Annotated in this window: 23 protein-coding genes; 11 read left to right on the forward strand and 12 right to left on the reverse strand. The window is 65.7% G+C overall.

The features are described 5' to 3' along the window. The first annotated feature begins 23 nt into the window (after positions 1-23). The gene (locus ACOOFO_RS13690; RefSeq protein ID WP_420427307.1) at positions 24-1,328 is read left to right on the forward strand and encodes an FAD-binding oxidoreductase; all 1,305 of its coding nucleotides are present in this window, start codon (positions 24-26) and stop codon (positions 1,326-1,328) included. A 10-nt stretch (positions 1,329-1,338) separates the two neighbouring features. Here the strand turns inward: ACOOFO_RS13690 and ACOOFO_RS13695 are convergent, their stop codons facing one another. From ACOOFO_RS13695 to petA, 5 genes are read right to left on the reverse strand one after another with little or no spacing between them, the layout of a single operon-like run. Then, positions 1,339-1,746: a ClpXP protease specificity-enhancing factor gene (locus ACOOFO_RS13695; protein WP_420427308.1), complete on the reverse strand. Its 408-nt coding sequence runs from the start codon at positions 1,744-1,746 to the stop codon at positions 1,339-1,341. A 10-nt stretch (positions 1,747-1,756) separates the two neighbouring features. Further along, a complete protein-coding gene (locus tag ACOOFO_RS13700) occupies positions 1,757-2,422 on the reverse strand; it encodes a glutathione S-transferase N-terminal domain-containing protein (RefSeq protein WP_420427309.1) in 666 nt (221 codons plus the stop codon). Position 2,423: 1 nt separating this feature from the next. Beyond that, a complete protein-coding gene (locus tag ACOOFO_RS13705; protein WP_420427310.1) occupies positions 2,424-3,173 on the reverse strand; it encodes a cytochrome c1 in 750 nt (249 codons plus the stop codon). Positions 3,174-3,182: 9 nt separating this feature from the next. Continuing rightward, the gene (locus ACOOFO_RS13710; protein WP_420427311.1) at positions 3,183-4,424 is read right to left on the reverse strand and encodes a cytochrome b; all 1,242 of its coding nucleotides are present in this window, start codon (positions 4,422-4,424) and stop codon (positions 3,183-3,185) included. Then, a complete protein-coding gene (gene petA / locus ACOOFO_RS13715) occupies positions 4,424-5,020 on the reverse strand; it encodes a ubiquinol-cytochrome c reductase iron-sulfur subunit (protein WP_420427312.1) in 597 nt (198 codons plus the stop codon). Before petA ends, ACOOFO_RS13710 begins: the two co-directional genes overlap by 1 nt. A 239-nt stretch (positions 5,021-5,259) precedes the next feature. On the opposite strand from petA, the gene ACOOFO_RS13720 reads away from it, so the two are divergent. Then, positions 5,260-6,057 (forward strand): ABC transporter substrate-binding protein, encoded by a 798-nt coding sequence (locus ACOOFO_RS13720; protein WP_420427313.1) that lies wholly within the window; start codon positions 5,260-5,262, stop codon positions 6,055-6,057. Here the strand turns inward: ACOOFO_RS13720 and ilvA are convergent. Continuing rightward, positions 6,030-7,562 carry a threonine ammonia-lyase, biosynthetic gene (gene ilvA, locus ACOOFO_RS13725; protein ID WP_420429788.1) on the reverse strand — a complete coding sequence of 511 codons (1,533 nt, stop codon included), beginning with the start codon at positions 7,560-7,562 and terminating at the stop codon, positions 6,030-6,032. The genes ACOOFO_RS13720 and ilvA overlap by 28 nt on opposite strands. 120 nt (positions 7,563-7,682) lie before the next feature. On the opposite strand from ilvA, the gene proC reads away from it, so the two are divergent. The 5 genes from proC to ACOOFO_RS13750 are packed head-to-tail and all read left to right on the forward strand — an operon-like array spanning position 7,683 to position 11,325. Next, positions 7,683-8,501 carry a pyrroline-5-carboxylate reductase gene (gene proC / locus ACOOFO_RS13730; protein ID WP_420427314.1) on the forward strand — a complete coding sequence of 273 codons (819 nt, stop codon included), beginning with the start codon at positions 7,683-7,685 and terminating at the stop codon, positions 8,499-8,501. Between the two features lie 5 nt (positions 8,502-8,506). Next, positions 8,507-9,064, forward strand: a complete 558-nt coding sequence (locus ACOOFO_RS13735; RefSeq protein WP_420427315.1) for a YggT family protein — start codon at positions 8,507-8,509, stop codon at positions 9,062-9,064. A gap of 2 nt (positions 9,065-9,066) precedes the next feature. Further along, positions 9,067-10,218 (forward strand): homoserine O-succinyltransferase MetX, encoded by a 1,152-nt coding sequence (gene metX / locus ACOOFO_RS13740; protein ID WP_420427316.1) that lies wholly within the window; start codon positions 9,067-9,069, stop codon positions 10,216-10,218. Then, entirely contained in the window at positions 10,208-10,849 is a 642-nt protein-coding gene (gene metW / locus ACOOFO_RS13745) for a methionine biosynthesis protein MetW (protein ID WP_420427317.1), read from the forward strand. The genes metX and metW overlap by 11 nt, the downstream gene beginning before the upstream one ends. After that, the gene (locus ACOOFO_RS13750; RefSeq protein ID WP_420427318.1) at positions 10,846-11,325 is read left to right on the forward strand and encodes a DUF4426 domain-containing protein; all 480 of its coding nucleotides are present in this window, start codon (positions 10,846-10,848) and stop codon (positions 11,323-11,325) included. Before metW ends, ACOOFO_RS13750 begins: the two co-directional genes overlap by 4 nt. Here the strand turns inward: ACOOFO_RS13750 and ACOOFO_RS13755 are convergent. The 5 genes from ACOOFO_RS13755 to ACOOFO_RS13775 all read right to left on the reverse strand — a co-directional run bounded on the left by ACOOFO_RS13755 (position 11,322) and on the right by ACOOFO_RS13775 (position 17,970). Next, positions 11,322-12,356 carry a diguanylate cyclase domain-containing protein gene (locus tag ACOOFO_RS13755; RefSeq protein ID WP_420427319.1) on the reverse strand — a complete coding sequence of 345 codons (1,035 nt, stop codon included), beginning with the start codon at positions 12,354-12,356 and terminating at the stop codon, positions 11,322-11,324. The two genes, ACOOFO_RS13750 and ACOOFO_RS13755, sit on opposite strands and share 4 nt — an antisense overlap. A gap of 130 nt (positions 12,357-12,486) precedes the next feature. After that, positions 12,487-16,029 (reverse strand): response regulator, encoded by a 3,543-nt coding sequence (locus ACOOFO_RS13760; protein WP_420427320.1) that lies wholly within the window; start codon positions 16,027-16,029, stop codon positions 12,487-12,489. Next, positions 16,026-16,496 carry a TerB family tellurite resistance protein gene (locus tag ACOOFO_RS13765; RefSeq protein WP_420427321.1) on the reverse strand — a complete coding sequence of 157 codons (471 nt, stop codon included), beginning with the start codon at positions 16,494-16,496 and terminating at the stop codon, positions 16,026-16,028. Before ACOOFO_RS13765 ends, ACOOFO_RS13760 begins: the two co-directional genes overlap by 4 nt. A gap of 4 nt (positions 16,497-16,500) precedes the next feature. After that, entirely contained in the window at positions 16,501-17,232 is a 732-nt protein-coding gene (locus ACOOFO_RS13770; RefSeq protein WP_420427322.1) for a hypothetical protein, read from the reverse strand. 81 nt (positions 17,233-17,313) lie between these two features. Beyond that, positions 17,314-17,970, reverse strand: coding sequence for an alpha/beta hydrolase (locus ACOOFO_RS13775; protein ID WP_420427323.1), 657 nt, complete (start codon positions 17,968-17,970; stop codon positions 17,314-17,316). Positions 17,971-18,203: 233 nt separating this feature from the next. On the opposite strand from ACOOFO_RS13775, the gene ACOOFO_RS13780 reads away from it, so the two are divergent. From ACOOFO_RS13780 to ACOOFO_RS13790, 3 genes are all read left to right on the forward strand, one after another. Continuing rightward, on the forward strand, positions 18,204-18,845 hold the full coding sequence (locus tag ACOOFO_RS13780; RefSeq protein ID WP_420427324.1) for a hypothetical protein: 642 nt from the start codon (positions 18,204-18,206) through the stop codon (positions 18,843-18,845). 85 nt (positions 18,846-18,930) lie between these two features. Continuing rightward, the gene (locus ACOOFO_RS13785; protein WP_420427325.1) at positions 18,931-20,754 is read left to right on the forward strand and encodes a DCC1-like thiol-disulfide oxidoreductase family protein; all 1,824 of its coding nucleotides are present in this window, start codon (positions 18,931-18,933) and stop codon (positions 20,752-20,754) included. Further along, the gene (locus tag ACOOFO_RS13790) at positions 20,754-21,572 is read left to right on the forward strand and encodes a TatD family hydrolase (RefSeq protein WP_420427326.1); all 819 of its coding nucleotides are present in this window, start codon (positions 20,754-20,756) and stop codon (positions 21,570-21,572) included. The genes ACOOFO_RS13785 and ACOOFO_RS13790 overlap by 1 nt, the downstream gene beginning before the upstream one ends. A gap of 49 nt (positions 21,573-21,621) precedes the next feature. On the opposite strand, the gene ilvD is transcribed toward ACOOFO_RS13790, so the two are convergent. Beyond that, positions 21,622-23,325 (reverse strand): dihydroxy-acid dehydratase, encoded by a 1,704-nt coding sequence (ilvD, locus tag ACOOFO_RS13795; protein WP_420427327.1) that lies wholly within the window; start codon positions 23,323-23,325, stop codon positions 21,622-21,624. Between the two features lie 94 nt (positions 23,326-23,419). Between ilvD and ACOOFO_RS13800 the strand changes: the two genes are divergently transcribed. Then, positions 23,420-24,466, forward strand: coding sequence for a serine hydrolase domain-containing protein (locus tag ACOOFO_RS13800; RefSeq protein ID WP_420427328.1), 1,047 nt, complete (start codon positions 23,420-23,422; stop codon positions 24,464-24,466). Positions 24,467-24,506: the final 40 nt, after the last annotated feature.

Consider the following 24,506-nt stretch of genomic DNA (forward strand, 5'->3'; position numbering starts at 1 on the left):
GGACCAGGGCCATGGCGGAAAGGGTGGCGTACAGTTACGACAACAGCCGCTTGCACGGACTGCCCGACGGGGTCGTCTTTGCGACCTGCCATGAGGATGTTGCGGTCGTACTCGGTCTGGCCCACGCACACGGCGTTCCCGTGGTGGCACGAGGAAGGGGGACCAACACAGTGGGCTCCACGGTTCCGAGCGCAGGCGGCATCGCGCTCAGCCTGGAGCGCATGACGCGCATTCTCGACTACCAGCCGGATGACCGGCTGCTGGTATGCGAGCCCGGCACCTTGAACAGCAGCGTGCAGGCACAGGCTGCGGCGGACAGACTGTTTTGGGCGCCGGATCCGACCAGTGCGGCCTATTCCACCGTGGGCGGCAATATCGCCTGCGGCGCCGGTGGCCCGCGTGCCGTTAAATACGGTACGGCGCGGGACGCCGTGCTCGGTCTGCGCGCTGTGGATGGAACCGGCCGCAGCCTGCGCACCGGATGCCGCACCAGCAAAGGCGTGGTGGGCTACGACCTGACGCGCCTGTTGGTGGGTAGCGAAGGCACACTGGCGGTCATCACGGAGGCAACGCTGCGACTGCTGCCCCAACCGGAGCAGAAACGCACGATGCGCGCTGCCTATGCCACTGTCGACGCCGCTGTCGCCGCCGTGGCGCGCATCATGCGCCAGCCAGCCATTCCCTGCGCGGTGGAATTCATGGACGACGAAGCAGTACGCCTGGCTCGGGCATACAGCGCCCTGGATCTGCCTGAGCGCACGCACGCACTGCTGCTGCTGGAAGTCGACGGCGCCGAGAGCAGTATTGCGCATGATGTCGCGGCCATCGAGGCGGCGGCGCGCGGTGAAGGGCTGCTCGATTGGCAATCGGCAGCCAGCGTGGAGGACTCGGTCGCACTGTGGTCAGCCCGCAAGGCGCTGTCTCCCGCGTTGCGGCACCTGGCTCCAAAGAAGGTCAACGAGGATGTAGTCGTGCCGATCAGTGCGTTGGCAACGCTCATCCGCGAACTGCGCGGCCTTTCCAAGCGCCATGGCCTGCCCATCGTGAATTTCGGGCACGCCGGCAACGGCAACATCCACGTCAACATCCTGGCCGACCCGGACGACGGTGCGCAGATGCAGGCCATCGATGCCTGCCTGTCAGATGTCTTCAATGTGGTGCTCTCGCTCGGTGGCACGCTCTCGGGCGAGCACGGCGTGGGCATCGCCAAGCGAGACTTTGTCGCGCGCGAGGTCGACAGCGACACGCTGGATCGGATGCATGCACTCAAGGCCGTCTTTGACCCCAAGGGCATCCTCAATCCTGGAAAGACGCTTCCCGGAGTCTGATCTGCAGCGTCTACTTCACGACGCGCAGATGCGACTTGCGCGGACTGGGATTGGGGTCCGGTGGCGGTTCATCGGAGCCGTCGTCGGACTCGACCGCCGGCGCTGATTCGACTTCGCCAAAGACGATGCCCTCGCCGCTCTCGCGGCCGAAGATGGCGAGGACGGCGCCCCAAGGCACGCGGCAAGCAAAGGGGCGACCGCCGAAGCGGGCCGAGAAGGCGATGGCATCGCCTTCCATGCTCAGCTGGGTGATGGCGCGCAAGCCGATGTTGAGCGTGATACGGCCATCCTCGACGTAATCGACTGGCACTTCGCAGCCTGGGAAGTCCGCCGCCACCAACAGGTGCGGGGTCTGACCATCATCGCAGGCCCATTCATGGATGGCGCGGATCAGGTAGGGGCGTCGGGAAAGGGCCATTACTGCACCCTCATGCGGCGAGATTGCGCTCCACCGACGACAGGCTGCGCTGGAAGGCACCGCGTGCGAACAGCCGGTCGGCATAGGCGCGCATGCCGTCCACCGAATCCAGGGCAATGCCGAGCGACGGCAGCCGCCACATCAGCGGCGCCCAGGCCGTATCGACCACGGTCATGTCATTGCCCATGAAGAAGCCGCGCGCCGGGAACATCCTCGCCAAACCAAGCAACTCTTCCTGCAGTTCCTTGCGTGCCGCTTGCGCTGGGCGCCCCTGACCGAGACCAGTGGTCGCCAGGCCGTAGAGGTGCGAGGCGATGTGATGCTGAATCATGCGTACCCGCGCGCGCGCTGCCGGCTCCACCGGCAGCAGCGGCGGATGTGGATAGCGTTCGTCGAGATACTCGACCACCAGGCGTGCCGGATAGAGCACGACTTCGCGATCGGCCAGTGTCGGCAGCTCGCCACGTGGGGACAGAGTCATCCAGTCTTCATTGACTGAGTCCTCATCCACCCACTCAATGGCGACACCATCGACATCCTTTTCGCAAAGGATCAGGCGTGCCCAGTGGCTGCCCAGATGATTCTCCCCGGAGAAGAGGAGCAGCCCGGCTCGGCGCGCCGCCAGGGCACTGGCGGGGGTTGCGGCAGCCACGGCTGCGGGTTCACGTGCTCCCATACTAGTGCACGTCCCTCCAGAACTCCCTCTTGAGCAGATAGGTCAGGCCGAACAACAGCACCAAGTAGAACATCACGTTCCAGCCTAGCGCGATGCGGTCCGCCTTGCCTGGCTCTGCCGCGAAGGCGAGGAAATTGGTCAGATCGGCAGTGAAGGCCTCGTACTCTTCCGGCGTCATCACGCCATCCTGCACCAGCTTCAGACCGTGGTTCCCGTCGTGGCCGCCACCGTGACCGTCATCGGCGTGCGCCTCCTTGCTCTTGACGACGATGCCCTGCAACTCGGCGAGCACGTGCGGCATCGCTGCGCCCTTGAGCTGGAGGTTGTTGTATCCGGTTGCAGCCTCGGTATCCACGTAGAAGGTGTTGAGGAAGCTGTAGATCCAGTCAGCGCCACGCGAGCGCGCGGTCAGGCTCAGATCCGGCGGCTGCTGACCGAACCAATCGGCGGAGGCCGCCGGCATGGCGACCTCAATGTGCCCGTTGTAGTTGTCGGTACCGAACATCAACTCCGACTCGATGAGTTCGCGCGGAATCTCCAGGTGCTTCTCGAGGCTGGAGTAGCGCAGGTACTTCAAGCCGTGACAACCGGCGCAGTAGTTCATGAAGTTGCGCGCGCCGCGCTGCATGGAGGCCGTGTTGGTGTAGTCGGCGGTGTAGTCCATCACCGCGCCACCGCCGGCCGCCGAGGCGGCCGGGGCAGCGAGCGCGGCTGCGAGGAAGGTGGATACAGAAAGAATGAGCTTTTTCATCATCACAGCCTAGTGATCGGTCACACGGTCCGGCACCGGCTTCGTCCGGTCCAGCTTGGAATACCAGGGCATCAGCAGGAAGAAGGCGAAGTAGTAGATGGTGCCGATACGAGCCAGCAGGGTGGCAATGTCCGACGTCGGCTTCGTGCCAAGGTAGGTCAGCATGAGGAAGACCGCGGCAAAGATCATGACCGCCGTCTTGACGATGATGCCCTTGTAGCGGATCGACTTCACCGGCGAACGGTCCAGCCACGGCAGCACAAAAAGAATGGCCACCGCCGAACCCATCACCAGCACGCCGCCGAGCTTGTCCGGCACGGCGCGCAACATGGCGTAGAAGGCGCCGAAGTACCACACCGGCACGATGTGCTCGGGCGTCTGCAGCGGGTCAGCCGGCTCGAAGTTCGGTGCTTCCAGGAAGTTGCCACCGCCCTCGGGAGCGAAGAACACGACACCCAGGAAGATGATCATGAAGAAGGTGGCGCCCATGATGTCCTTCACCGTGTAGTACGGATGGAAGGGAATACCGTCCACCGGCTTGCCGGAGGCGTCCTTGTTCTTCTTGATCTCAATGCCGTCGGGGTTGTTCGAGCCCACCTCGTGCAGCGCCATCAGATGCGCGATGACCAGGCCGACCAGGATGAAGGGCAGCGCGATCACGTGCAGCGAGAACATGCGGTTGAGGGTGGCGTCGGAGGGGATGTAGTCGCCCTGAATCCAGATGACCAAATCCGGGCCGATCACCGGTATGGCGCCGAACAGCGAAATGATGACCTGCGCGCCCCAATAGCTCATCTGCCCCCAGGGCAGCACATAGCCGGCAAAGGCTTCCGCCATCAGCACGAGGTAGATCAGGCAGCCGAAGATCCACAGCAGTTCGCGCGGCTTGCGGTAGGACCCGTAGAGCAGTGCCCGGAACATGTGCAGATAGACGACGATGAAGAAGGCCGACGCGCCTGTGGAATGCAGATAGCGGATGGTGTCGCCCCAGGGCACGTCGCGCATGATGTATTCCACGCTGGAGAACGCGTCTTCGGCGCTCGGCGTGTAATGCATCGTGAGGAAGATGCCGGTCAGAATCTGATTGACCAGCACCAGCATGGCCAGCGAGCCAAAGTAGTACCAGAAGTTGAAGTTCTTCGGCGCGTAGTACTCGGCGACGTGGTCTTTCCAGATTTTCGTCAGCGGGAAGCGATCGTCGATCCAGCCCAGAAAACCAGTCGTGTTGTGAGGATTCGGTGTGATAGCCATTACGCAGATTCCTTCGAGTCTTCGCCGACGAGGATCTCGTTCTCCGAGACATAACGATGCGGCGGGACGGGAAGGTTAAGGGGTGCAGGAACGCCCTGGTAGACACGTCCGGCCAAGTCAAACTTTGAGCCGTGGCAGGGACAGAAGAAGCCGCCCAGCCAGTCGGAGCCGAGGTCCGCCGGGGCCTTTTCCGGACGATACTTCGGGGCGCAGCCGAGATGCGTGCACACGCCAATGATGACGAGCTTTTCCGGCTTGATGGCGCGGGTTTCGTTCTGCGCGTAGGCCGGCTGTTGCGGCTGCTCGGAGTTCGGGTCGCGCAGCTCGTCGGCGACCTTGTCCAGCGTGTCAAGCATTTCCGGCGTACGACTGACCACCCACACCGGCTTGCCGCGCCAGGACGTGGTGACCATCTGGCCGGGCTTCAGATTCTCGACATTCACCGACACCGGCGCGCCAAGCGCCTTGGCGCGTTCGCTGGGCGCCATGGACGCCAGAAAAGGTACGGCGGCTGCCGCTGCACCGCCTGCCCCGACCACGCCTGTGGCGAGGGTCAGGAAGCGACGCCGTTTGGTGTTGACACCTTCGTTACTCATTCGCCTCTATCCTATTGTCGTCACTGACGGCCGCAGCAGGCCGTGGGCGTCTCGCCCCGACGGGCTCACCGATCCCTCACCGCCCCCATGGACCGCTGGTATGCCGCGGGCTCGGATCGCTCGAATCCGCCACGAAACCCGGTAATTATAGCCCGGTTCTCACGGGAGGCGCCGTCGGCGAAGGGCCACGCCGCACGCCCGATCTGGCGTGCCGCAGCATGCGCTGGCAGGATGCCCGCGTGAAACTGATCGCACATACCGCCTCGAACACGGAGATCGTCTGCGCCTTGGGTCTGGGCCACACGCTCATCGGTGTGGATGCCGACTCCGACTACCCGCCCGCCGTGGTTGAGCACCTGCCCAAGTTGGGCCGCGACCTTGCCTTCGATGCCGAGGCCGTGGCGGCGCTGCAGCCCGATCTGGTGCTCACCTCGCTCACTGTCCCGGGGCACGAACGGGTCGTCGCGGATCTGCGCGCCACCGGCATTCCGGTCTACGTGGCTGATCCGGTCAGTCTGAGCGACATCTATGCCGACATCCGCGCCATTGCCGAGCATCTGGACGCCGCGCAGGCCGGTGAATCCCTGATCGCCTCGATGCAGGCAGCGATGCCGCCCTGCGCAGGCGACCCGGCCGTACGTATCGGCATCGAGTGGTGGCCCAAGCCAGCCATCGTTGCCACCGGCCGTAGCTGGATAAACGATGTGCTGCAACTCGCCGGCGCCAGCAATCCATGGGCACAGCGCGCCGAGAAGAGCGCCCCCATTACGCCGGAGGAAGCCATCGCCGCTGCGCCCGATGCCATGGTGATCAGCTGGTGCGGCGTCAACGAAGCCAATTACCGTGTCGACAAGGTACTCAACCGGCCCGGCTGGGAAGCGGTACCGGCGGTGGCCGCACAACGCGTCTACCCGATCACCGAGGCCCATCTCGGCCGCCCTGGTCCACGACTGGTCGAGGGCTACCGCCGCCTCCGCGAGATCATCGAGCACATCCGGGCGGAAGATCCTCAGTCCGTGCCGAGAAACAGCTCATAGGCCGCGTTGCCGGTTTCCTCCCACCAGGGATAGCCTGTACTGTCCAGACGGCTGCGACAGGCGCGCAGTTCGCCGCGCGGCACCTGCAACCCAAGCAGCACGCGGCCATGCGCGGAACCGTGATTGCGGTAGTGGAACAGCGACACGTTCCACTGTGCCCCCAGCTTCTTGAGGAAGGCCAGCAGCGCGCCCGGCCGCTCCGGGAATTCCACCCGGAACAGACGCTCGTCGCGCAGCCCGGGTGAGCGTCCGCCCACCATGTAGCGGATATGCACCTTCGCCATTTCGTCGGCGCTGAGATCCACCACGGCGTAGCCCTGGGCACGCAGATGCGCGACCACCTCGGCGGCTTCCTGCAGCCCGCCCGATACGCGCACCCCGACAAAGATGTGCGCCGCCGTGGCGTCCGCATAGCGGTAGTTGAACTCGGTAATGCCGTGCCGACCCAGATCCTGGCAGAAGCGCCGAAAGGCACCAGGCTGCTCGGGGATGGTGACCGCCAGCAAGGCCTCGGTGTGGTCACCCAACTCGGCGCGCTCGGCGATATGGCGCAGCCGGTCGAAATTGACGTTCGCCCCCGAGACGATCGCGCACCAGCGCTGGCCGGACGCGCCCTGCTCGATGGCCCAGCGCTTGGCGCCGGCCACCGCCAGCGCGCCGGCAGGCTCCGGCAGGCTGCGGTGGTCATAGAAGACGTCGCGCACCGCCGCGCAGATCTCGTCGGTGGTGACGGTGAGCATGGCATCCACGGTCAGCCGCGCCACCCGGAAGGTTTCCTTGCCAGCCTGGCGCACGGCCACCCCGTCGGCAAAGAGCCCAACCTGGGCCAGCTTGACCCGCCGGCCCGCAGCCAGGGCGCGCCCCATGCAGTCCGAATCCTCGGGCTCCACACCAATCACCCGCGTCTGCGGCGACACGGCCTTGATGTAGGCCGCCACCCCCGCCAACAGGCCACCACCACCGACGCAGACGAAGACCGCGTCCAACGGCCCCTCGTCCTGTGCTGCTACCTGCTCCAGGATCTCCCGACCGATGGTGCCCTGACCGGCAATCACCAGCGGGTCGTCGTAGGGCGGGATGTAAGTGGCACCGCGCGCATCGACGATCTCGGCGGCATGCGTGGAAGCCTCGTCGTAGGTATCGCCGTGCAAGACCACCTTGCCGCCGAAGCTGCGCACGGCATCGACCTTGATGGCCGGGGTGGTGCGCGGCATCACAATCCAGGAGGGACAGCTCAGGGTACGTGCCGCCAGCGCCACGCCCTGGGCGTGGTTGCCCGCCGAGGCACACACGACGCCGCGCGCGCGCTCGGCCTCGGACAAATGCACCATGCGATTGAAGGCACCGCGCAACTTGAAGGAATGCACCGGCTGCAAGTCCTCGCGCTTGAGCAGCAGGTGATTGCCGATGCGCGTCGACAGCCGTTCGGCATGGGCCAGAGGCGTGCGCTCCGCCACGTCGTAGACGCGCGCGGCCTCGATCCGCTTGCGGTAGCGGGCGAGCAGTCGGCTTGCGTCATCGCGTTGCGGCACGTCGTCTCCTTGGCGGGGTCTGCGCTGTCTGCACCGAGACAAGCCGGCGATTATCATGCATTTTCCGCATTCGCCTTTTCAGGCCCGGAGTTCATGCGACGTCTTCCCATTCATTTTCTCGGCGGCGGCAACATGGCTGACGCCCTCATCGGCGGCCTGATCGCCGCCGGGCACGACGCCGGCTGCATCGTGGTCACGGAGCCTGATGCGGCGCGCGCCGACGCGCTGCGCGCGCAGCATGGCGTGCGCACCCAGGCACCGGGCGAGGCCATTGCCGAGGCGGCCGTAGTGGTGCTCGCGGTCAAACCGCAGCAGGCCGAGGCGGCCCTAGCCGCCACCCGGGTGCCAGCCTCCTGCCTGCTGATTTCCATTGCCGCCGGGCTGCGTTGCGACTGGCTGCAGCAGCAGCTGCCCGATGGCGTACGCGTGGTGCGCAGCATGCCCAATACCCCCGCGCGGCTGGGCGCGGGGGTCACCGGTCTGTGGGCGGATACCGCAGTGGACGAGGCCGCGCGCGCGCAGGCGGACTACGTGCTCGGCGCCGCCGGCACTACGGTCTGGCTGCAGGACGAGGGCGATATCAACGCGGTCACGGCGCTGTCCGGCTCGGGTCCGGCCTACGTCTTTGCCTTGGGCGAGGCCATGGCGCAGGCTGGCGAGGCGCTTGGGCTGCCGCGTGACACCGCCGAGACACTGGCCCGCCAGACCCTGATCGGCGCCGGTCGCTTGCTCGCCGAGGACGACGCCTCCCCCGGCACGCTTCGCGCCCGTGTAACCTCCAAGGGTGGCACGACTGCGGCCGCGCTCGACGTGCTCGAAGAAGGCGACCTTGCCGGCCTGGTGTCACGGGCCATGGTCGCCGCCGAGGCGCGCGCCCGCGAGCTGTCCGCTCCCCCCTCCTCCGCAAGCTGACCGGCATGAGTTCGAATTTCGACAACGCCCTGTTCTTTCTGGTGTCGACCCTGTTCAAGCTGGCGATGTGGGTCGTCATCCTGCGCATCGCACTGCAGTTGGTGCGCGCCGATTTCTACAACCCGGTATCGCAGCTCGTATGGCGGCTGACGCAGCCCGTGGTCGGCCCCGTGGCGCGCGTGATTCCGCGCTACCAGCGCTGGGACCTCGCCAGTCTGGCCGTGCTCTATGTGCTGGCCTTGCTCTATATCCAGGCGGTCTTTGCCATCCTCTCGTACCGCATCGCCTTCCTGCACACGCTGTGGCTGGCCGTGCTCATCGGGCTGTCGCTGACCCTGATGCTGATGACCTTCAGCATCTTCGTGCAGGCCATTCTTTCCTGGCTGGGACCGGGCGTGAACAATCGCGCCGGCAGCGTGCTGTGGAGCCTCAACGAGCCCCTGCTCAGCCGGCTGCGCCGTGTCATTCCACCCATCAGCGGCATCGATCTCTCCCCTCTGGCGGCGATTCTGCTTCTGCAGGTGCTGTACTACCTGCTGCCGCTGCATCCGGTACTGCGCTAATCGTGAGCAAACCCCTATTCGGTAACGCCTCGGTCGGTATCGTCACGCCGGAGATTCTCCACTTCGATCAAGCGATCCGTCTTGAGTGCGGTCGCCAGCTCAATCAGTTCGATCTCGCGGTGGAAACCTACGGCACGCTGAATGCCGATCGCAGCAACGCTGTGCTGGTGTGCCATGCGCTATCCGGCGACCACCACGCTGCCGGCTATCACAGCGCCGAGGACCGCAAGCCCGGCTGGTGGGATTCCTGCATCGGGCCCGGCAAGCCAATCGACACCAACCGCCTCTTCGTCGTCAGCCTCAACAACCTCGGTGGCTGCGCGGGATCGAGCGGCCCGGCCAGCATCAATCCGGAGACCGGTACGTACTGGGGTTCGGATTTCCCGATGGTCACGGTGCGCGACTGGGTGCGCGCCCAGGCGATGCTCGCCGACCGTCTGGGTATCGAGCGCTGGGCGGCCTGCGTCGGCGGCAGCCTGGGCGGCATGCAGGTGATGCAGTGGGCCATCGACGAGCCCGAGCGCGTCGGCCACGCCGTCATCATTGCCGCCACCCCCAAGCTGTCGGCACAGAACATCGCCTTCAACGAGATCGCGCGTCAGGCCATCTTCTCGGACCCCGACTTCCACTCCGGTCGCTATCTGGAGCAGGGCGTCACACCCGAACGCGGCCTGCGGCTGGCGCGCATGCTCGGCCATATCACCTACCTGTCCGACGAAGCCATGCGCGAGAAGTTCGGTCGCATGCGTCGTTCGGACATTCTCGGCTACGACTTTGATGTGGAGTTCGAGGTCGAAAGCTATCTGCGCTACCAGGGGCAGCAATTCGTGTCGCGCTTCGACGCCAACACCTATCTGCTCATGACCAAGGCGCTGGACTACTTCGACCCCGCCGCCGAGTACGGCGGCGACCTTGCGGCCGCCATGGAACGCGTGCAGTGCCGTTCACTGGTCATCGCCTTCGAGGCCGATTGGCGCTTCTCGCCGGAGCGTTCGCGCGAAATCGTTCACGCCCTGGTGGCCGCCCGCAAGCCGGTGGCCTACGTCTCGGTCCCGTCCAGCCTCGGTCACGACGACTTCCTCATGCCGATACCGTACTACCACCGTGTGTTGGGCGATTATCTGGCGCGGGTGGCGCGACAGCATGGAACCTGAGGTCATGAACGTGCATCCACCGGAGCGCCTGCGCCCGGACTTGTCGCTGATCAGCGACTGGATTCCGCCCGAGACCCACATTCTGGATCTCGGCTGTGGCGAAGGGGCCCTGCTCGCCTACCTGCACGAGGAGCGCGGGGTGACCGGTTACGGCCTGGAGATCGACGAAGACGAAATCGCGGCTGCCGTGGCGCGCGGCGTCAACGTGATTCAGGGTGACGTGGACGACGGTCTGCAGCAGTTTGCCACCGGCAGTTTCGACTTCGTGGTCATGACACAGGCGCTGCAAGCCTTGCAGCGGCCGGATCTCGCCATTGGCGAGATGCTGCGCGTGGGGCGCACCGCCATCGTCACCTTCCCGAATTTCGGTCACTGGATGGCGCGTATCGACGTAATGGGCGGGCGCATGCCGCGCACGCGCACCATGCCGGACAACTGGTACGACAGCGACAACATCCATCTGTGCACGGTGCGCGACTTCGAGGCGCTCTGCCAGGACAACGGCTGGCGCATCACCCGCCGCAACCTGCTCAACCATGACCACCAGGACGGCTGGCTGCAGCGCGTCTCGCCCAATCTCTTCACCGAAATCGCGGTGTACATGCTGGAATCGGAGCAACGCAGCAAATGACGATTCAACACATCCTCGCTTCTGCCCTCCTTCGCGCCTGCCTGGCCACGGCCCTCGTCCTTGGAAGCAGCACAGCCTGGGCGCAGGAACAGGGTGGACAGTTCGTGACGCGCGGCGACATCACCGTGCACTACGCCGCCATCAATACCACCGACATACCCGCAGCCACCGCCACTGCGCTTGGCATCACACGCAGTGGGGGTCAGGCCATTCTTGTGCTTAACGGGCAACGCCCCGACGACGATGGCGCACTGCAGAGCATCCCGCTGCAGGCCGAGGGCAGCATCGAGAATCTAGTGGGGCAATCCAAAGCCTTCGAGCCGCGCACCGTGCAGGAAGCCGGTACGTGGTATCTGATCGCGCCCTTCCGCATTGCCGACGGGGAACAGCTCCGCTTCGATGTTGAAGTGCGCGCCGAAGGCGCGAACGGCATCATCCCCGTCCGCTTCCAGCAGGCTTTCTACCGCCCGCGCTAGGACGCGCGTTCGGAGGTGTCGGCCGTGTGTGCCAAGCAGACGCGGCCCTTGCCGCCGTGCTTGGCCTGATACATGGCACGGTCCCCGGCTGCCATGAGTCGATCGGCACTGCTGCCGTCGGCATCGCCATAAGCCACCCCTGCGCTGGCCCCGATCTGCGCCTGCACCATGGCGCCATCGAGTGACAAGCGAAAGGGCTGTGCCAGCGCCTGTACCACTACGGTCGCCTGGCGCTCGGGGATATTGCGGTGCGCACGGTCGATGCCCGTCATCAGCACGGCGAATTCGTCACCGCCAAGGCGGGCCACCACATCGTCTTCGCGAAAGGCACGGCGTAGCCGTCCGGCCACCGCACACAGCAGCGCATCGCCGGCAGCATGCCCGTACGTGTCATTGACCGCCTTAAAGCCATCGAGATCAATGTAGATCAGGGCCACGGTCTCGGGCTGGGCAGCCAGTGCCTGCTCCAGCATCTGGTAGAAGTGGGTGCGGTTGGGGAGATCGGTGAGCGGATCGTGATGCGCCTGATGCAGCGCCCGCGCCTCGGCCCGCTTGCGCTCAGCGACCTCCTGCTGCAGGCGATCGTTGTACAGCTCCACCTGGCGCAGCAGGCGCTGCATCTCCCCGCGTGCCCGATAGAGGTCGAGAAAGGCCCGCACCTTGGCCAGCAGCACGGTTTCGTTGATCGGCTTGACCAGATAGTCCACCGCCCCCAGGCGGTAGCCCTGCAAGTGATCCAGGTCATCCGTGTGGTTGGCGGTCACGAAGATGACCGGCGTATCGGACAGATCGCCCTGTCCGGACAACAGTTCCGCGACTTCGAAGCCGTCCATGCCCGGCATCTGCACGTCGAGCAGAATCAGGGCGAAGGGCTGGTCCAGACAGGCGGACAGGGCCTCCTCCCCCGAAGCGGCTTCGACGATATCCGCGTCGACGCGCGACAGCAGACGCCGCATCGCGAGGCGGTTGGCGCGTATGTCGTCCACCAGCAGGATGCGGGGCTGGTCCGGCTGCGACGGGGTCGGGGTCACGCGAGGCTTCCTTGCACGCAAGCGATGGACATGCGCCCACCGTGGCGTAGATGAGCGCGCCAACACGCAGCGCGCCGCTGAACGGCAGATTCGACGGTTTTCTGCGGCATCGCCGTCATGATCAACGCGATCAGTGCTGGCCGTCGGGTGCCAACCAGGCACGCATCATCGCCACCAGGCGGTCCACATCGACGGGCTTGCTGAGGTAATCGCTGGCGCCGGCTTCCAGACACTTGTCGCGATCTTCCTCCATGGCCTTCGCGGTCAACGCGATGATCGGCAAATGCGCGCGGGTGGGCATGTCGCGAATGCGGCGCATCGCGGTGTAACCGTCCATGCCGGGCATCATGATGTCCATCAGCACCAGCTCCACCTCGGCGCCTTCCTCGCTCTGCAGATAGTCGAGGGCACGCTCGGCGTCCTGCCGCATGACGATGTCGAGTCCGCGTGCACGCAGCGCCTTGGACAAGGCGAATACATTGCGCACGTCATCGTCGACCAGCAGCACACGCCGCCCCTGTAACGCCAGCGCCGAACCACCACCGGTGCCGGCAGACGCCATCACCGCCGGCGGGGTGCCAGGTACATTGCGCAGGAAACTCTGCACCTCTTCGAGCAGGCGCTCCGAGGCCTGCACCCCTTTGATGACAATACTGTCGGCATGACCGCGCAGTCGCCGGGTCTCGTCGTCGCTGAGTTCGCGCCCGGAATAGACAATGACCGGTGGCGAATGCGCGGCGCGCTCAATCGCATCCAGGACATCGAAACCACTCATATCCGGCAGCCCCAGATCCAGGATCACGCAGTCATAGGGCCCCTCTTCGCGCAGTGCGCTGATGGCCTCCCCTCCGCTCTCGGCATGGCTGAGCGACACACCGGCCTGACCGGCAAAAAGCTGGGCCACGGCACGGCGCGTGGCGGCATCGTCGTCCACCAGCAAGATCTGACGGGGTGTGGCGACACCGAGCAGCCGCGATAGCACCTGGTCCAGTTCCTCTCGTGAGACCGGCTTGCGCAGGAAGCCAATGGCGTTGCCCCGGACGGCGGCACCGGGATCATCTTCGGCACTGATGAAATGCAGCGGGATGGCGGCGGTTGCGGCGTCCTGCCGCAGCCGCTCGGCCACGGCATAGCCATCCATGTCCGGCAGGCCCACATCGAGCACGATGCCCTGGGGGCGATGCTGTCGTGCCTGCTCAAGCGCGTCGCTGCCACGCGCTGCTGTGAGCACCGAATAGCCGCGATCGCGCGCCATTTCAGCGAGAATGCGCGCGAAATTGCGGTCGTCTTCGACAATCAGCAAGGTTGGCGCGGGTGCAGCGGAGGCGGGCTGTGTAGAGGCTGGCAACGCGGCTGGCGCCTCATCGGAGGACGCGGCGTCATCAGGCGCTTCGAGCAGCGGCAGTCGCAGGGTGAAGCAGGAACCCTCGCCCGGGGTACTGTCGACCTGCAGCGAGCCGCCGAGCAGTTCCGCCAGCCGGCTGGAGATGGCCAGACCGAGACCGGTGCCACCGAAGCGTCGTGAGGTCGAGCCATCGGCCTGTTCGAAGGCGCGAAATACCCGACTCGCGGTCTCGGCATCCATACCGATGCCAGTGTCTCTGACGCGCACCACCAGCTCGTCGTCGGTGCAATCCAGCTGCAGGCGCACCGCCCCACGCTCGGTGAACTTGATGGCGTTACCGAGCAGATTCACCACGATTTGCCGCAGCTTGTCGCCATCCTGATAGATCACCTCGGGAAGATCGCTGCCGATCTCGTGCTCGTAATGCAGCGCCTTCTCATTGGCCAGTGGCGCGAACTGCCGGTGGATGCGCTCGAAAAAGGCGTGCAGTGGAATACGCTGGCGTTCGGCATCCAGCCGCCCCGCCTCGATCTTGGAAAGATCCAGGATATCGTTGATCAGACGCAGCAGATTGTGTCCGCTTTCGTACACCACCTGCGCCGACTCGACCTGGTCCGGCGTCAGATTGCCCTCGTCGTTATCGGCCAGCGTGCGCGCCAGGATGAGCAGTGCATTGAGCGGGGTGCGCAACTCGTGCGACATATTGGCGAGAAACTCGCTCTTGTAGCGTGAGGCGCGCTCGACTTCCTCGCTCTTGCGCTGCAGAGCCTCCGAGGCCTGCTCCAGCGCGTCGCTGCGCTCCTGCAACTCGCGATTGGCCGCGCGCAGTTCCTGGGCCTGCGCGCGCATCTCCTGTTCGGAGGCCTGCACGCGCTCACCCTGTGCCTCGAGCTCGGCAGCCTGCTTGCTGAGCGCCTCATTGGTGGCGCGCAGCTCATTCTGCTGGCGGCGCAGCTCCTCCTCGTTCTCGCGCAAGGTCAGAGCCTGCTCGCGCGTCTGTTCAAGCAGCTTGCGCGTGCGCAACTCACCGTCCAGGCTGTCCATGGCCAGCGCCAGCACGCGTCGCACCTCCGCCAGCAGGGCTTCCTGTGCTGCATTGGGGGCTTCCAGGGCCGAGAACTCGAGCACACCCACCACATCCTGGCCCAGATGCAGGGGTTCGATGGCCAGGAAGTGTGGCCGGATGGACATGGTTCCGGTGACCTGCACACGGGCATCGTCGGGCAATGGTTCGAGGCGCACCGTCCGCGCCGTTCGCAGGCACTCCCCGACGAGGCCTTCGCCACGGGCGAAACGCCGTCGACCATCTCCCTGCAAGCTGCCATCCGCCCAGTGCGCCACCGCCCAGGCGGCACCGTCGTCGGCGTCGATGCGATAGAGCACGGCCGACAGCGCACCCAATGGAGCGCACAGATGCGTCAACAGCATCTGGCCGAATTCCTCCCAGGAATCCTGCTGCCCCAGTCGCTCGGTCAGCTCGGCGACGTGGGCCTTGATCCAGGCCGACTCGCGCGACATGCGGTTGGCATCGCGGAATTGATTCAGCGCGCGCGCGATGTCGCCCACCTCATCCGCCTGCCCTTGGTAGGCGATAGTGACGGACTCGTCGCCGGCCGCCAATCGCCGCGTGCTGGCCGCCAGCGTCGACATCGGATGGGTCACGCGCGCGTGCGTCAGGCGCACCACCAGCAGCATTACAAAGAGGGCGCCCACGATGCCGGCCACGACCGTGATCTCGATCGTGCGCAGCCGCTGTCGCGTGCGGGTTTCGCGCCGCTCCAGCTGCTCGCGGGCACTGGCTGCCATGCGCTGCAGAACCCCCTCAGCCCCCTCCAGCAGCGCGCGCTCGTTACGCTCGGCCAAGAGGGCCTGGACGGTGGCGTCATCGCCAGCGCGTGCCTGATCGATCGCCGGTTCCGCGAAGGCGTTGCGCCAGCGTGAGACGCGCCTTTCGATGTCGCGCAGCAACGCCTCGCGTTCCGCATCGGGCTGGCCAATGGCGCGCAGCGAAGCTGCGACCTCCGCGAGCCGTGCGGGCAGTTCGCGATAGGCCGTATAGAAGGCTTCGTCCCGACTGAGCAGAAAGCCACGGAGGTTGCTTTCGTTCTCGAGCAACAGACTGCGCATGCGCTCGATCAACACCAGGCGGCGCGCCGTATCTCGCGTGATGTCGCGTACTTCGGTGAGCTCGTCCGCGGCCATCCAGTACAGGGCCGTCAGCGCGGTGAGCAATGCCAGGATAATGCCAAAGGCGAGCGAAAAGCGGGTCTGGAGCCGCAAGCCACGTCGGCGCAGGGGAGGTGATTCCGCTCGCGGCCCGTCGTTCACGCGTCCGGCTTGTTGCGTCCGTGCTTTTCTTCCACCGCCAGCTTTTCCTGGATGAACACGCTATGCGGGATGTAGAGCAGCTCCGCGAGTCGCCGCGTCATGTGCTCCTCATGCGCATCCAGCACGCCATCGGCATAGGCGACTTCCCAGATCATGCGCACGATGCCGCGCTTGTCGTCGGCATCGCACTGGGCATTCAGTGCGTCGATGTAGTCGTGCAGGGACACTGCATCGCTCTTCACGGCACGCGCCTGCTCGAGCAGGGTCTCGCTGGTGGCAGCATCGATGCCCGGCATGGCCTGCAGTAAGTCGCGCAGTGTCTTGTCCTCGGCATCCGCCACTTCCATGTCCGCGCAGGCGATTTCGTAGAGCAGTACTGCTGTCGCCAGCTCCGTTCCGGGCGATGACGCCTTGTCCGCGCCATCGCCCCCGCCGAGTAAGGATTGCAATTTTTCCCAGAGCATCATGCCCTCAGAGGGTAATGCCAAGGCGCAGATTGGTCACGAAGTTGTCACCGTTCTGCTCGATTTCCGGTGTGATATCGATCAGCCCGAGAGACAGCCGCAGCCCCGCGAAGAAGCGCCCGTTGTCGACGCGTTCGGCATCGATGGAAGAATCCGAGGGATCAAGCTCGCCCGTGACGTAGCCCACGCCGGCATAGGGCGTGAGCATGGCAAAGCCCTTGGAGATGGTGGCGTCTACCGACCACGTGTCGTAGTCGAAGTCGTCCACGCCGGTGAGCTGGCTGTAGCCCAGGCGCAGCGCGATACCCGGCGTCGCGACGCCGCCTTCCCAGATCGCGTATTGCAGCGCACCGCCAAAGAGTGAGCCATCGGTATTGAGGACATCGGCGTAGAAGGCGGAGACATCAATGCCCAGCGGCAGGCCCTTGCGCGCACGCAGGCCCGCGGTGGTGATGTCGCCGACCCGATTGCCGCTGGCGCGCTGCCAGGCGTCCTCGTCGTCGGTGGCCATGTAGCCCGCAAAGGCGCCAACACCAGTACCGATCAGACCGAAGGCTTCGGCCGGGCCGAGCGCCTTGTAGGAGGTCGCGGCGGCAAGATCTTCCGACATCTGACGGACATCGGATGCGGCCGCGCCACTCTGCAACTCGAAATCGTTGGCGACCGCCAGTGGGCTGGCGAGCCATGCCGTCAGGGCAAGGCATGCTCCGGTCCTGCGGAGTGTTCTCGGAATCAACATCTCAGGGCTCCTCGGTCGTGCGTGTGTCCTTCGTTCTGCGCGCGAGCATAGCACCGCCGCAGCAAGCTCCCGCAGCGGCAATCAGCCTCCCACAAGGCCTTCCAGACATGCCCGCGCCGGCGCGCGCACCGCCTGGAGCTGACCGTGGAAGAAGTGTCCACCTTCCTCGGTGAGGCTCCACTGGGGGGGCGGATCGGCGGCCTGAAGGTCGGTGTGTGTGGCCTCGTAAGGCACGACATCGTCGTCCTTCGCGTGAATGCAAAGCCAGGGACAGGTGGGCCACTGTGGCCAGATACCCTGAAAGTAGCGTGTGGCCGGCGCGACCGTAATCAGCGCCGCGGGCGCAATGTCCGCCTGCGCCGCCAGGGCCACGTAGCCACCGAAGGAAAAGCCCGCCAGTGCCAAGGCCTCCCCCGCCAGCCGATGGCGCAGCCACTCGGCAACGCGGAGGCAGTCCCGCGTCTCCCCCTGCCCTGCATCGTGCGCGCCCTCGCTCGCACCCACACCCCGGAAATTGAAGCGCAGCGCTGCCATGCCGGCGTCGTGGGCAGCAGCGGCCAGCGTCGTGACCACCTTGTTATCCATGGTGCCGCCATAGAGCGGATGCGGATGGCAGACGAGCAGCGCACCGCGCGCAGGCGCGCCGCGGGGCGTCGAGAGTACGGCCTCGATAGCACCCGCTTCACCGTCGATGAAGACCGTTTCCCGTGCGCCGGGGGCAGGTAGCTGCTGGGTCATGTCCATGAATCCAGAAATGGGGCCATACGTCGCTTGCCGGCACAGCCCCGTGCAGTAGGAATGAGCCGGCATGGTAGCGCTGTAGCTTCCTCATCGCCGGAGCGCTTGATGCCCTCCGGCATTGCCGCTGACGCGCATCGACGGCCAGAGGTCGATGCCGTATCATCAAACAACGACCCGTCCGGACCCGCACCTGCTTGTGCGCCGACGGGACACTTCATCGGGGAGCCAGAATGAACGCTTGGAAGACCATTGCGGCCGGTGTCGCCATCGGCCTGGGAAGCACCGCTTTCACGTCTGCCACGGCATTGCCTTTTGGCGATGTGTCCTTCACCGAGCGCATGCTGTGGAACGATCCGACGGCGCGCTTCTATATGTCGGTCGAATTCGGCGGGCAACCGGTCGAGCACCGCTACCCCGTGCATCTGGGTCTGCGGCTGGACCGCAACAAGCAAGCGGATTGGACCCAGACAACGCCGATGGCGCAGATCGATTTCGACCGCGCCGGTCTGCACGCCGCCACTCTCGGCGGCATGCCGCTGCTGCAGCGGCAATACGCACTGAATCAGCAGGAAGGCGACATCATCTACAACTGGACCGACTGGGGCCTGCTGGCCCTGGGCGTCGCGGGTCTGGGATATGTCATCTATGAGGTCGCCGACAGTGATGAAAGCGCCGAGCCGCAGCGCGATGATGACGGCAATCTTGACAATGGCGACGGCGACGGCAGCGGCGACGATGGTGGCGGCGGATTGCTCGGCGGCCTGTTGGGCGGCGGCACCGGCTTTCTGGAGTCGCCTCGGGGCAGCCTGACCGAATCGGAGTATCGCGAATGGCTGGACGGCGGCACTGGTCATATGGGCGATCTCGACTAGTACCGGACCCAGGCGGCGTGACCACCCGCCCTCCCTTCATCGGTCAAAGACGGGGAGCTTCAGGCTCCCCGTCCTGTGTCGGCCCATGGCAATGACGCATGCCCTTCAGCGCTGGTGGCGCACCGCCAGCAGCATCGACCTGCGCGGACTGGCCGCATTGCGGGTCCTGCTCGGCGGCATCGTCTTCTGCGACATGCTGGCCCGCCTTGGAGCGCTCACCGCCTTCTACAGCGACGAAGGCATCCTGCCCCGTGCCACGCTGCTGGAAGCGGTAGCCACCCATCGCTTCTCGCTGTTGATGGCCACCGGTGCGCCGTGGTGGGCGGCGGCAGTCATTGTGATTGCAGCACTAGCGGCCCTTGCTTTTGCACTGGGCTGGCGCACCCGGCTCGCGAATCTCGTGCTGTTCATCGCCGTGGGATCGATCCAGTCGCGCCAGCCGCTGATCCTGATTGGCGGTGACATCCTCATCATGGCGCTGCTGTTCTGGTGTCTGCTGCTGCCCACGGGCGCACGCTGGTCGGCCGATGCCGCGCTGGCCAGCGCGTCCCCGCCGCCTCGTCACCGTTACCGCAGCCTCGCCGCCTTCGGTCTGCTGGTACAGGTGGTGTCGGTGTACTTCTTCTCCGCTGTCCTCAAGCACGGCGATGCCTGGTGGCCAGACGGCACGGCGGTGTACTACGCGCTGGAACTGGATCGTTACGCCACCGACTTCGGTCGCTGGCTGCAGCAATGGCCGACGCTCACCCAGGGGCTGAGCTATGGCGTCTACGGCCTGGAATGGTTGGTGCCCCTCTTGGTCTTCGCCCCCCTTGCCACCTATAGGTTGCGGCTGCTCGCCTTCGTTCTGCTCATGGGCATGCACCTGGGCTTTCTGCTCTGCCTGGAGCTGGGGCACTTCCCATGGGTCAGCATGGCATCGCTGATGGCACTGACCACCCCAGGGCTGTGGCAAACGCTGCGCCGCAGGTTGGACCCGAAGCACCCGACCGCAGCGCGCACCCGCACCTACTACGACCGCGACTGTGCCTTCTGCCGCGCCAGCTGCCGTCTGCTGCGCGTCTTCCTGGTGCTGCCGCGCACCCGCATCGAAGCCGCGCAGGACACGCCGCGGGCGCATCGCCTGATGGAGGCGCACTGGAGTTGGGTCATCATCGACGGCGAACGCACCGCTCACCTCAAGTTCGACGCCTTCATCGCCCTGCTGCGTGCCAGCCTGTTGTTCCGATGGTTGGCACCGTTGATGCAGTGGTCACCGATCCACCGCTTCGGCACAGCGACCTATGACCGCGTCGCCAACGGCCGTGGCGCCGTGGCGGCATGGACCCACTGGTTCTGGCAATCGCGCCCGGTACGCTGGCGCTTCGGCAACGGCCATCAGACAGTGGCCGTTGTGGCATTGCTCGCCATCACCGTCTGGAATGCGACCACCGTCGATTGGTTATCGCGCGCATGGGCAACCCCCTTGGCGCCGCTGATGCAGACCCTCCGTCTTGACCAGCGCTGGGACATGTTCGCGCCGGAGCCATCCCGCCGCGACGGGTGGATCGTGTTCCCGGCGACGCTGGAGAACGGCGAAACCATGGACCTGCGGCGGCCCAGACAGGCGCTGCGTTGGGAGCGCCCCGAACCGCCCAACGCGCATCGAAATCTTCGCTGGCATAGCTACGAGTGGCGACTGTACGCGCTGCGCAATGAAGCCCTGTTCCTTGCCTATGGGCGCTATCTATGTCGCCAGTACAACAGCGACGCACCGGCAGGGGAACGGCTGCTGCGCTTCGACATGGTCTACGTCATCGAAGCCTCGCCTCCCCGCGGTGGGCAAAGTACTGCCGAGCGCCGCACCGCCTGGCACCATCGCTGCTTGCCGGACGAACCCACACCTTCTCCTCGGACGCCCGCTTCCTGATGATCGACATCGGCGCCAATCTCACGCACGAAAGCTTTGCCCACGACCGCGACGCGGTCATCGCCCGCGCCGCGGCGGCTGGCCTGAGCCACATCGTGCTCACCGGGAGCTGCGCGCAGAGCAATCACGATGCGCTCGAGCTGGCGCGTGCGCGAACCGACATGTTGTCCTGCACTGCGGGCCTGCATCCGCATCACGCTAGTGACTGGAATGACGGTCTCGCCGGCCAGATCCGCAGCCACGCCGCAGATCCCGCGTGCCGGGCCGTGGGCGAATGCGGCCTCGACTATTTCCGCGACCTGTCGCCGCGCGACGATCAGGCGCGGGCTTTCCGCGCGCAGCTCGATATCGCCGTGGAAAGCCGGCGTCCCGTCTTCCTGCATCAGCGCGACGCGCATGCGGATTTTCTTGCCATCCTGCGCGAGTACCGACCGCAGCTTGCGGACGTCTGCGTGCATTGCTTTACCGATACGCGCGAGGCGATGGAAGCCTACCTCGCGCTCGATTGCTATATCGGCATCACGGGATGGATCTGCGACGAGCGCCGCGGTAACGACCTGGTCGCAGCGGTTCCGCACATCCCCGCCCACCGACTGCTGATCGAAACCGACGCCCCCTACCTGCTGCCACGCAACCTGCCGCGCGCGCTGCGCAAGAGTGCCGGCCGGCGCAATGAACCCGCGTACCTGCCCTGGGTGCGCGATGCGGTCGCCGAAGCGCGCGGTGAAAGCCCGGAAACCGTCGAGGCCTGCACCACGGCCAACGCGGAACGCTTCTTCGGCCTGACGGCCGAGCACGAAGCCACCTCGGGACACTGAGGCGTCCCACCCACCGCCGGCGCGCATCGTGCCGGCGGTGGCTGCAGACTCAGGCTTCCGGTTCGGCGTCGGTAATCGCGCCGCGTTCGGCGCCTGCTGCCAGTCGCGCGAACTTGCCCAGTACGCCGCGCGTGTAGCGCGGCGGCCGCGGCTGCCAGGCCTGACGACGGCGCTCCAGCTCGGCGTCGTCAAGATGCACCTCGATCTTGAGCTGCTCGGCGTCGATGGTGACCTGATCACCCTCTTCGACCAATGCAATCGGGCCACCCACGGCGGCCTCAGGGGCGACATGGCCTACGACCATGCCCCAGGTCCCACCGGAAAAGCGGCCGTCGGTGATGAAGCCCACACTCTCGCCCAGCCCCTTGCCGATAATGGCCGAGGTCGGCGCCAGCATTTCGCGCATGCCGGGCCCGCCCTTGGGGCCTTCATAGCGGATGATCAGCACATCGCCGGCCTGGATCTTGTCGCCCAGGATCGCTTCCATGGCGTCGTCCTCCGAGTCATAGACGCGTGCCGGCCCGGTGATCACCGGATGCTTGATGCCAGTGATCTTGGCCACACAGCCCAATGGCGAGAGATTGCCCTTGAGGATGGCCAGATGCCCCGCCGTGTACATCGGGTTGTCGAAGGGACGGATCACATCCTGATCCGCGCGCGGCTGCTCCGGCACATCGGCCAGCACTTCCTCCAGCGTCTGACCGGTGATGGTCAGGCAATCACCGTGCAGCAAGCCATTGGCGAGCAGGATCTTCATGACCTGCGGCGTACCCCCCGCCTTGTGGAATTCGGTGACGACGTAGCGGCCCGACGGCTTCAGATCGCACAGCACCGGCACCTTCTTGCGCATTCGCTCGAAGTCGTCGATGGTCCACTCGACGCCCGCGGTATGGGCGATGGCGAGGAAGTGCAGGACCGCATTGGTCGAGCCCCCCGTGGCCATGATCACCGCCACCGCATTCTCGATGGACTTGCGCGTGACGAGATCGCGCGGCCGGATATTGAGATCGACCGCCTTGCGCAGAGCCACGGCCGAAGCGGCCACGGAATCCGCCTTCTCCGGATCCGGGCTGGCCATGGTCGAGGAGTACGGCAGCGACATGCCCATGGCTTCGAAAGCGCTCGACATGGTGTTGGCGGTGAACATGCCGCCGCAGGCACCGAAGCTCGGGCAGGCATTGCGCTCGATGCCCTCGTAGTCTTCCTTCTCCATCTTGCCGGCGGTGTAGGCACCCACCGCCTCGAAGGCGGAGACGATGGTCAGGTTCTGGTCCTTCCAGCAACCCGGCTTGATGGTGCCGGCGTAGCAGAAGATGGCCGGCACATTGATGCGCAACATGGCGATCATGGCGCCCGGCATGTTCTTGTCGCAGCCACCGATGGCGAGCACGCCGTCCATGAACTGGGACTGCACCGCCGTCTCGATGGAATCGGCGATGACCTCGCGCGACACCAGCGAATACTTCATGCCCTCGGTGCCCATGGAAATGCCATCGGTCACCGTCGGAAAGCCGAACATCTGCGGCTTGGCACCCGCCTCGTTGAGCGCCTCGATGGCGCGCTCGGCGAGCGCACCAATACCCGCGTTGCAGGGGTTCATCGTCGAGTGACCGGAAGCCACGCCGATGATCGGCTTGTTGAAATCGCCGTCACCAAAACCGACCGCGCGCAGCATGGCACGGTTGGGCGAGCGGGCAACGCTCTGGGTGATGGTGTTGGAACGGTAGCGGGGCGTTTTGGCGTCGTTGCTCATGGGACAGGATTCGAGTGAGTTCAGTACCGCGTAAGCGGCCAGATGCTACACGAGCCCTACCCTTTCGTCCCGTTACAGCCGGCTGGAGACCCTCATGCGCACCCTTCTCACGCGTCTTGCCCTTGCTGCCCTATTTGCCGTCGCGCTTGGCGCCTGCGACAACGATGAGCGCGGCTGCGCAGGCAGCGTCGGCGCCGACGACTTTGGCGATGGGCGCTTTGCCAGCCTGCGTGCCACCCTGGACGCCGCCTGCGAAGCCGGTGACATCAACGACTACGCCTTTGAACTGGGCACGGCCGATGGCGTGCTGGCGCGACTGACCAGCGGCAACCTCGACGAAGACCGCGCCGTCTTCATCGCCTCGGCCGGCAAGCCGGTGGCCGCGGCCGTCATCCTGTCACTGGTGGAGGACGGCGTGCTGGAACTCGACGTCCCGGTGGCGCGCTGGCTGCAGGGCGACGCCCGCAATACCGAGGCCGCTCAGCGCGTCACGCTGCGCCAGCTGCTCAACCACACCTCCGGCCTGCCCACCAGTCCACCCTGTCTGAGCGACACCAGCCACACGCTGGCCAGCTGTGCGACCGCCATTCTGCGCGCGGGTAGCGCCTTCGCGCCCGGCTCGCGGTTCGCTTATGGGGGTGGCAGCTATCAGGTCGCCGGTCTGGTCGCGCAACAGGCGGCCAACCGCAGTTGGCAGCAGCTCGTGGATGCACGCGTTGCCAATCCGGTCGGCGCCGATCTGACCTTCACGCCGCTGGTGAATCCGCGCATTGCGGGCGGCATCGTCGCCAATGTGCGCGACCTGGGCGATGTGCAACGCGCCATCCTGGCGCGAGACCCGGCCCTGCTGAATGCGACCAACATGCAGCGTCTGCGTACGGACCAGGTAAACGGCCTGCCGATGGAGCGCCCCCCGGTGGTCAGCGCCACCGGCTACAGCTTTGGGCTCTGGTTCGAGGACCCGGCGCTGCTCGAGGACAGCGACGGTCCGGAGCTCTCAGCACCGGGCTTCCTCGGCACCGTGCCCTGGCTGGATGATGACCGCGGCTACTACGCCGTGGTGCTGCTCAACGCGGAAAGCTACCGCGAGGGCCTGGCGCTGCAGCGCACGCTGCGCAGCCGCATTCTCGACGCCCTCTGACGAAATGACGCTGGCCGGTCACCCCGGCCAGCATTCCGGC

It is taken from the genome of Algiphilus sp. (assembly GCF_965216485.1).
Classification (GTDB): domain Bacteria; phylum Pseudomonadota; class Gammaproteobacteria; order Nevskiales; family Nevskiaceae; genus Algiphilus.

What these genes read in the sequence shown, in the direction of transcription:
- ACOOFO_RS13710 (WP_420427311.1), bottom strand. Translation starts at nt 4,424, where the DNA reads ATGGCTATCACACCGAATCCTCACAACACGACTGGTTTTCTGGGCTGG.
- proC (WP_420427314.1), top strand. Translation starts at nt 7,683, where the DNA reads ATGCGACGTCTTCCCATTCATTTTCTCGGCGGCGGCAACATGGCTGAC.
- ACOOFO_RS13735 (WP_420427315.1), top strand. Translation starts at nt 8,507, where the DNA reads ATGAGTTCGAATTTCGACAACGCCCTGTTCTTTCTGGTGTCGACCCTG.
- ACOOFO_RS13770 (WP_420427322.1), bottom strand. Translation starts at nt 17,232, where the DNA reads ATGTTGATTCCGAGAACACTCCGCAGGACCGGAGCATGCCTTGCCCTG.
- ilvD (WP_420427327.1), bottom strand. Translation starts at nt 23,325, where the DNA reads ATGAGCAACGACGCCAAAACGCCCCGCTACCGTTCCAACACCATCACC.
- metW (WP_420427317.1), top strand. Translation starts at nt 10,208, where the DNA reads ATGGAACCTGAGGTCATGAACGTGCATCCACCGGAGCGCCTGCGCCCG.
- ACOOFO_RS13750 (WP_420427318.1), top strand. Translation starts at nt 10,846, where the DNA reads ATGACGATTCAACACATCCTCGCTTCTGCCCTCCTTCGCGCCTGCCTG.
- ACOOFO_RS13800 (WP_420427328.1), top strand. Translation starts at nt 23,420, where the DNA reads ATGCGCACCCTTCTCACGCGTCTTGCCCTTGCTGCCCTATTTGCCGTC.
- ACOOFO_RS13780 (WP_420427324.1), top strand. Translation starts at nt 18,204, where the DNA reads ATGAACGCTTGGAAGACCATTGCGGCCGGTGTCGCCATCGGCCTGGGA.
- ACOOFO_RS13705 (WP_420427310.1), bottom strand. Translation starts at nt 3,173, where the DNA reads ATGAAAAAGCTCATTCTTTCTGTATCCACCTTCCTCGCAGCCGCGCTC.
- ACOOFO_RS13765 (WP_420427321.1), bottom strand. Translation starts at nt 16,496, where the DNA reads ATGATGCTCTGGGAAAAATTGCAATCCTTACTCGGCGGGGGCGATGGC.
- ACOOFO_RS13700 (WP_420427309.1), bottom strand. Translation starts at nt 2,422, where the DNA reads ATGGGAGCACGTGAACCCGCAGCCGTGGCTGCCGCAACCCCCGCCAGT.
- ACOOFO_RS13785 (WP_420427325.1), top strand. Translation starts at nt 18,931, where the DNA reads ATGGCAATGACGCATGCCCTTCAGCGCTGGTGGCGCACCGCCAGCAGC.
- ACOOFO_RS13695 (WP_420427308.1), bottom strand. Translation starts at nt 1,746, where the DNA reads ATGGCCCTTTCCCGACGCCCCTACCTGATCCGCGCCATCCATGAATGG.
- petA (WP_420427312.1), bottom strand. Translation starts at nt 5,020, where the DNA reads ATGAGTAACGAAGGTGTCAACACCAAACGGCGTCGCTTCCTGACCCTC.
- ACOOFO_RS13790 (WP_420427326.1), top strand. Translation starts at nt 20,754, where the DNA reads ATGATCGACATCGGCGCCAATCTCACGCACGAAAGCTTTGCCCACGAC.
- ACOOFO_RS13775 (WP_420427323.1), bottom strand. Translation starts at nt 17,970, where the DNA reads ATGACCCAGCAGCTACCTGCCCCCGGCGCACGGGAAACGGTCTTCATC.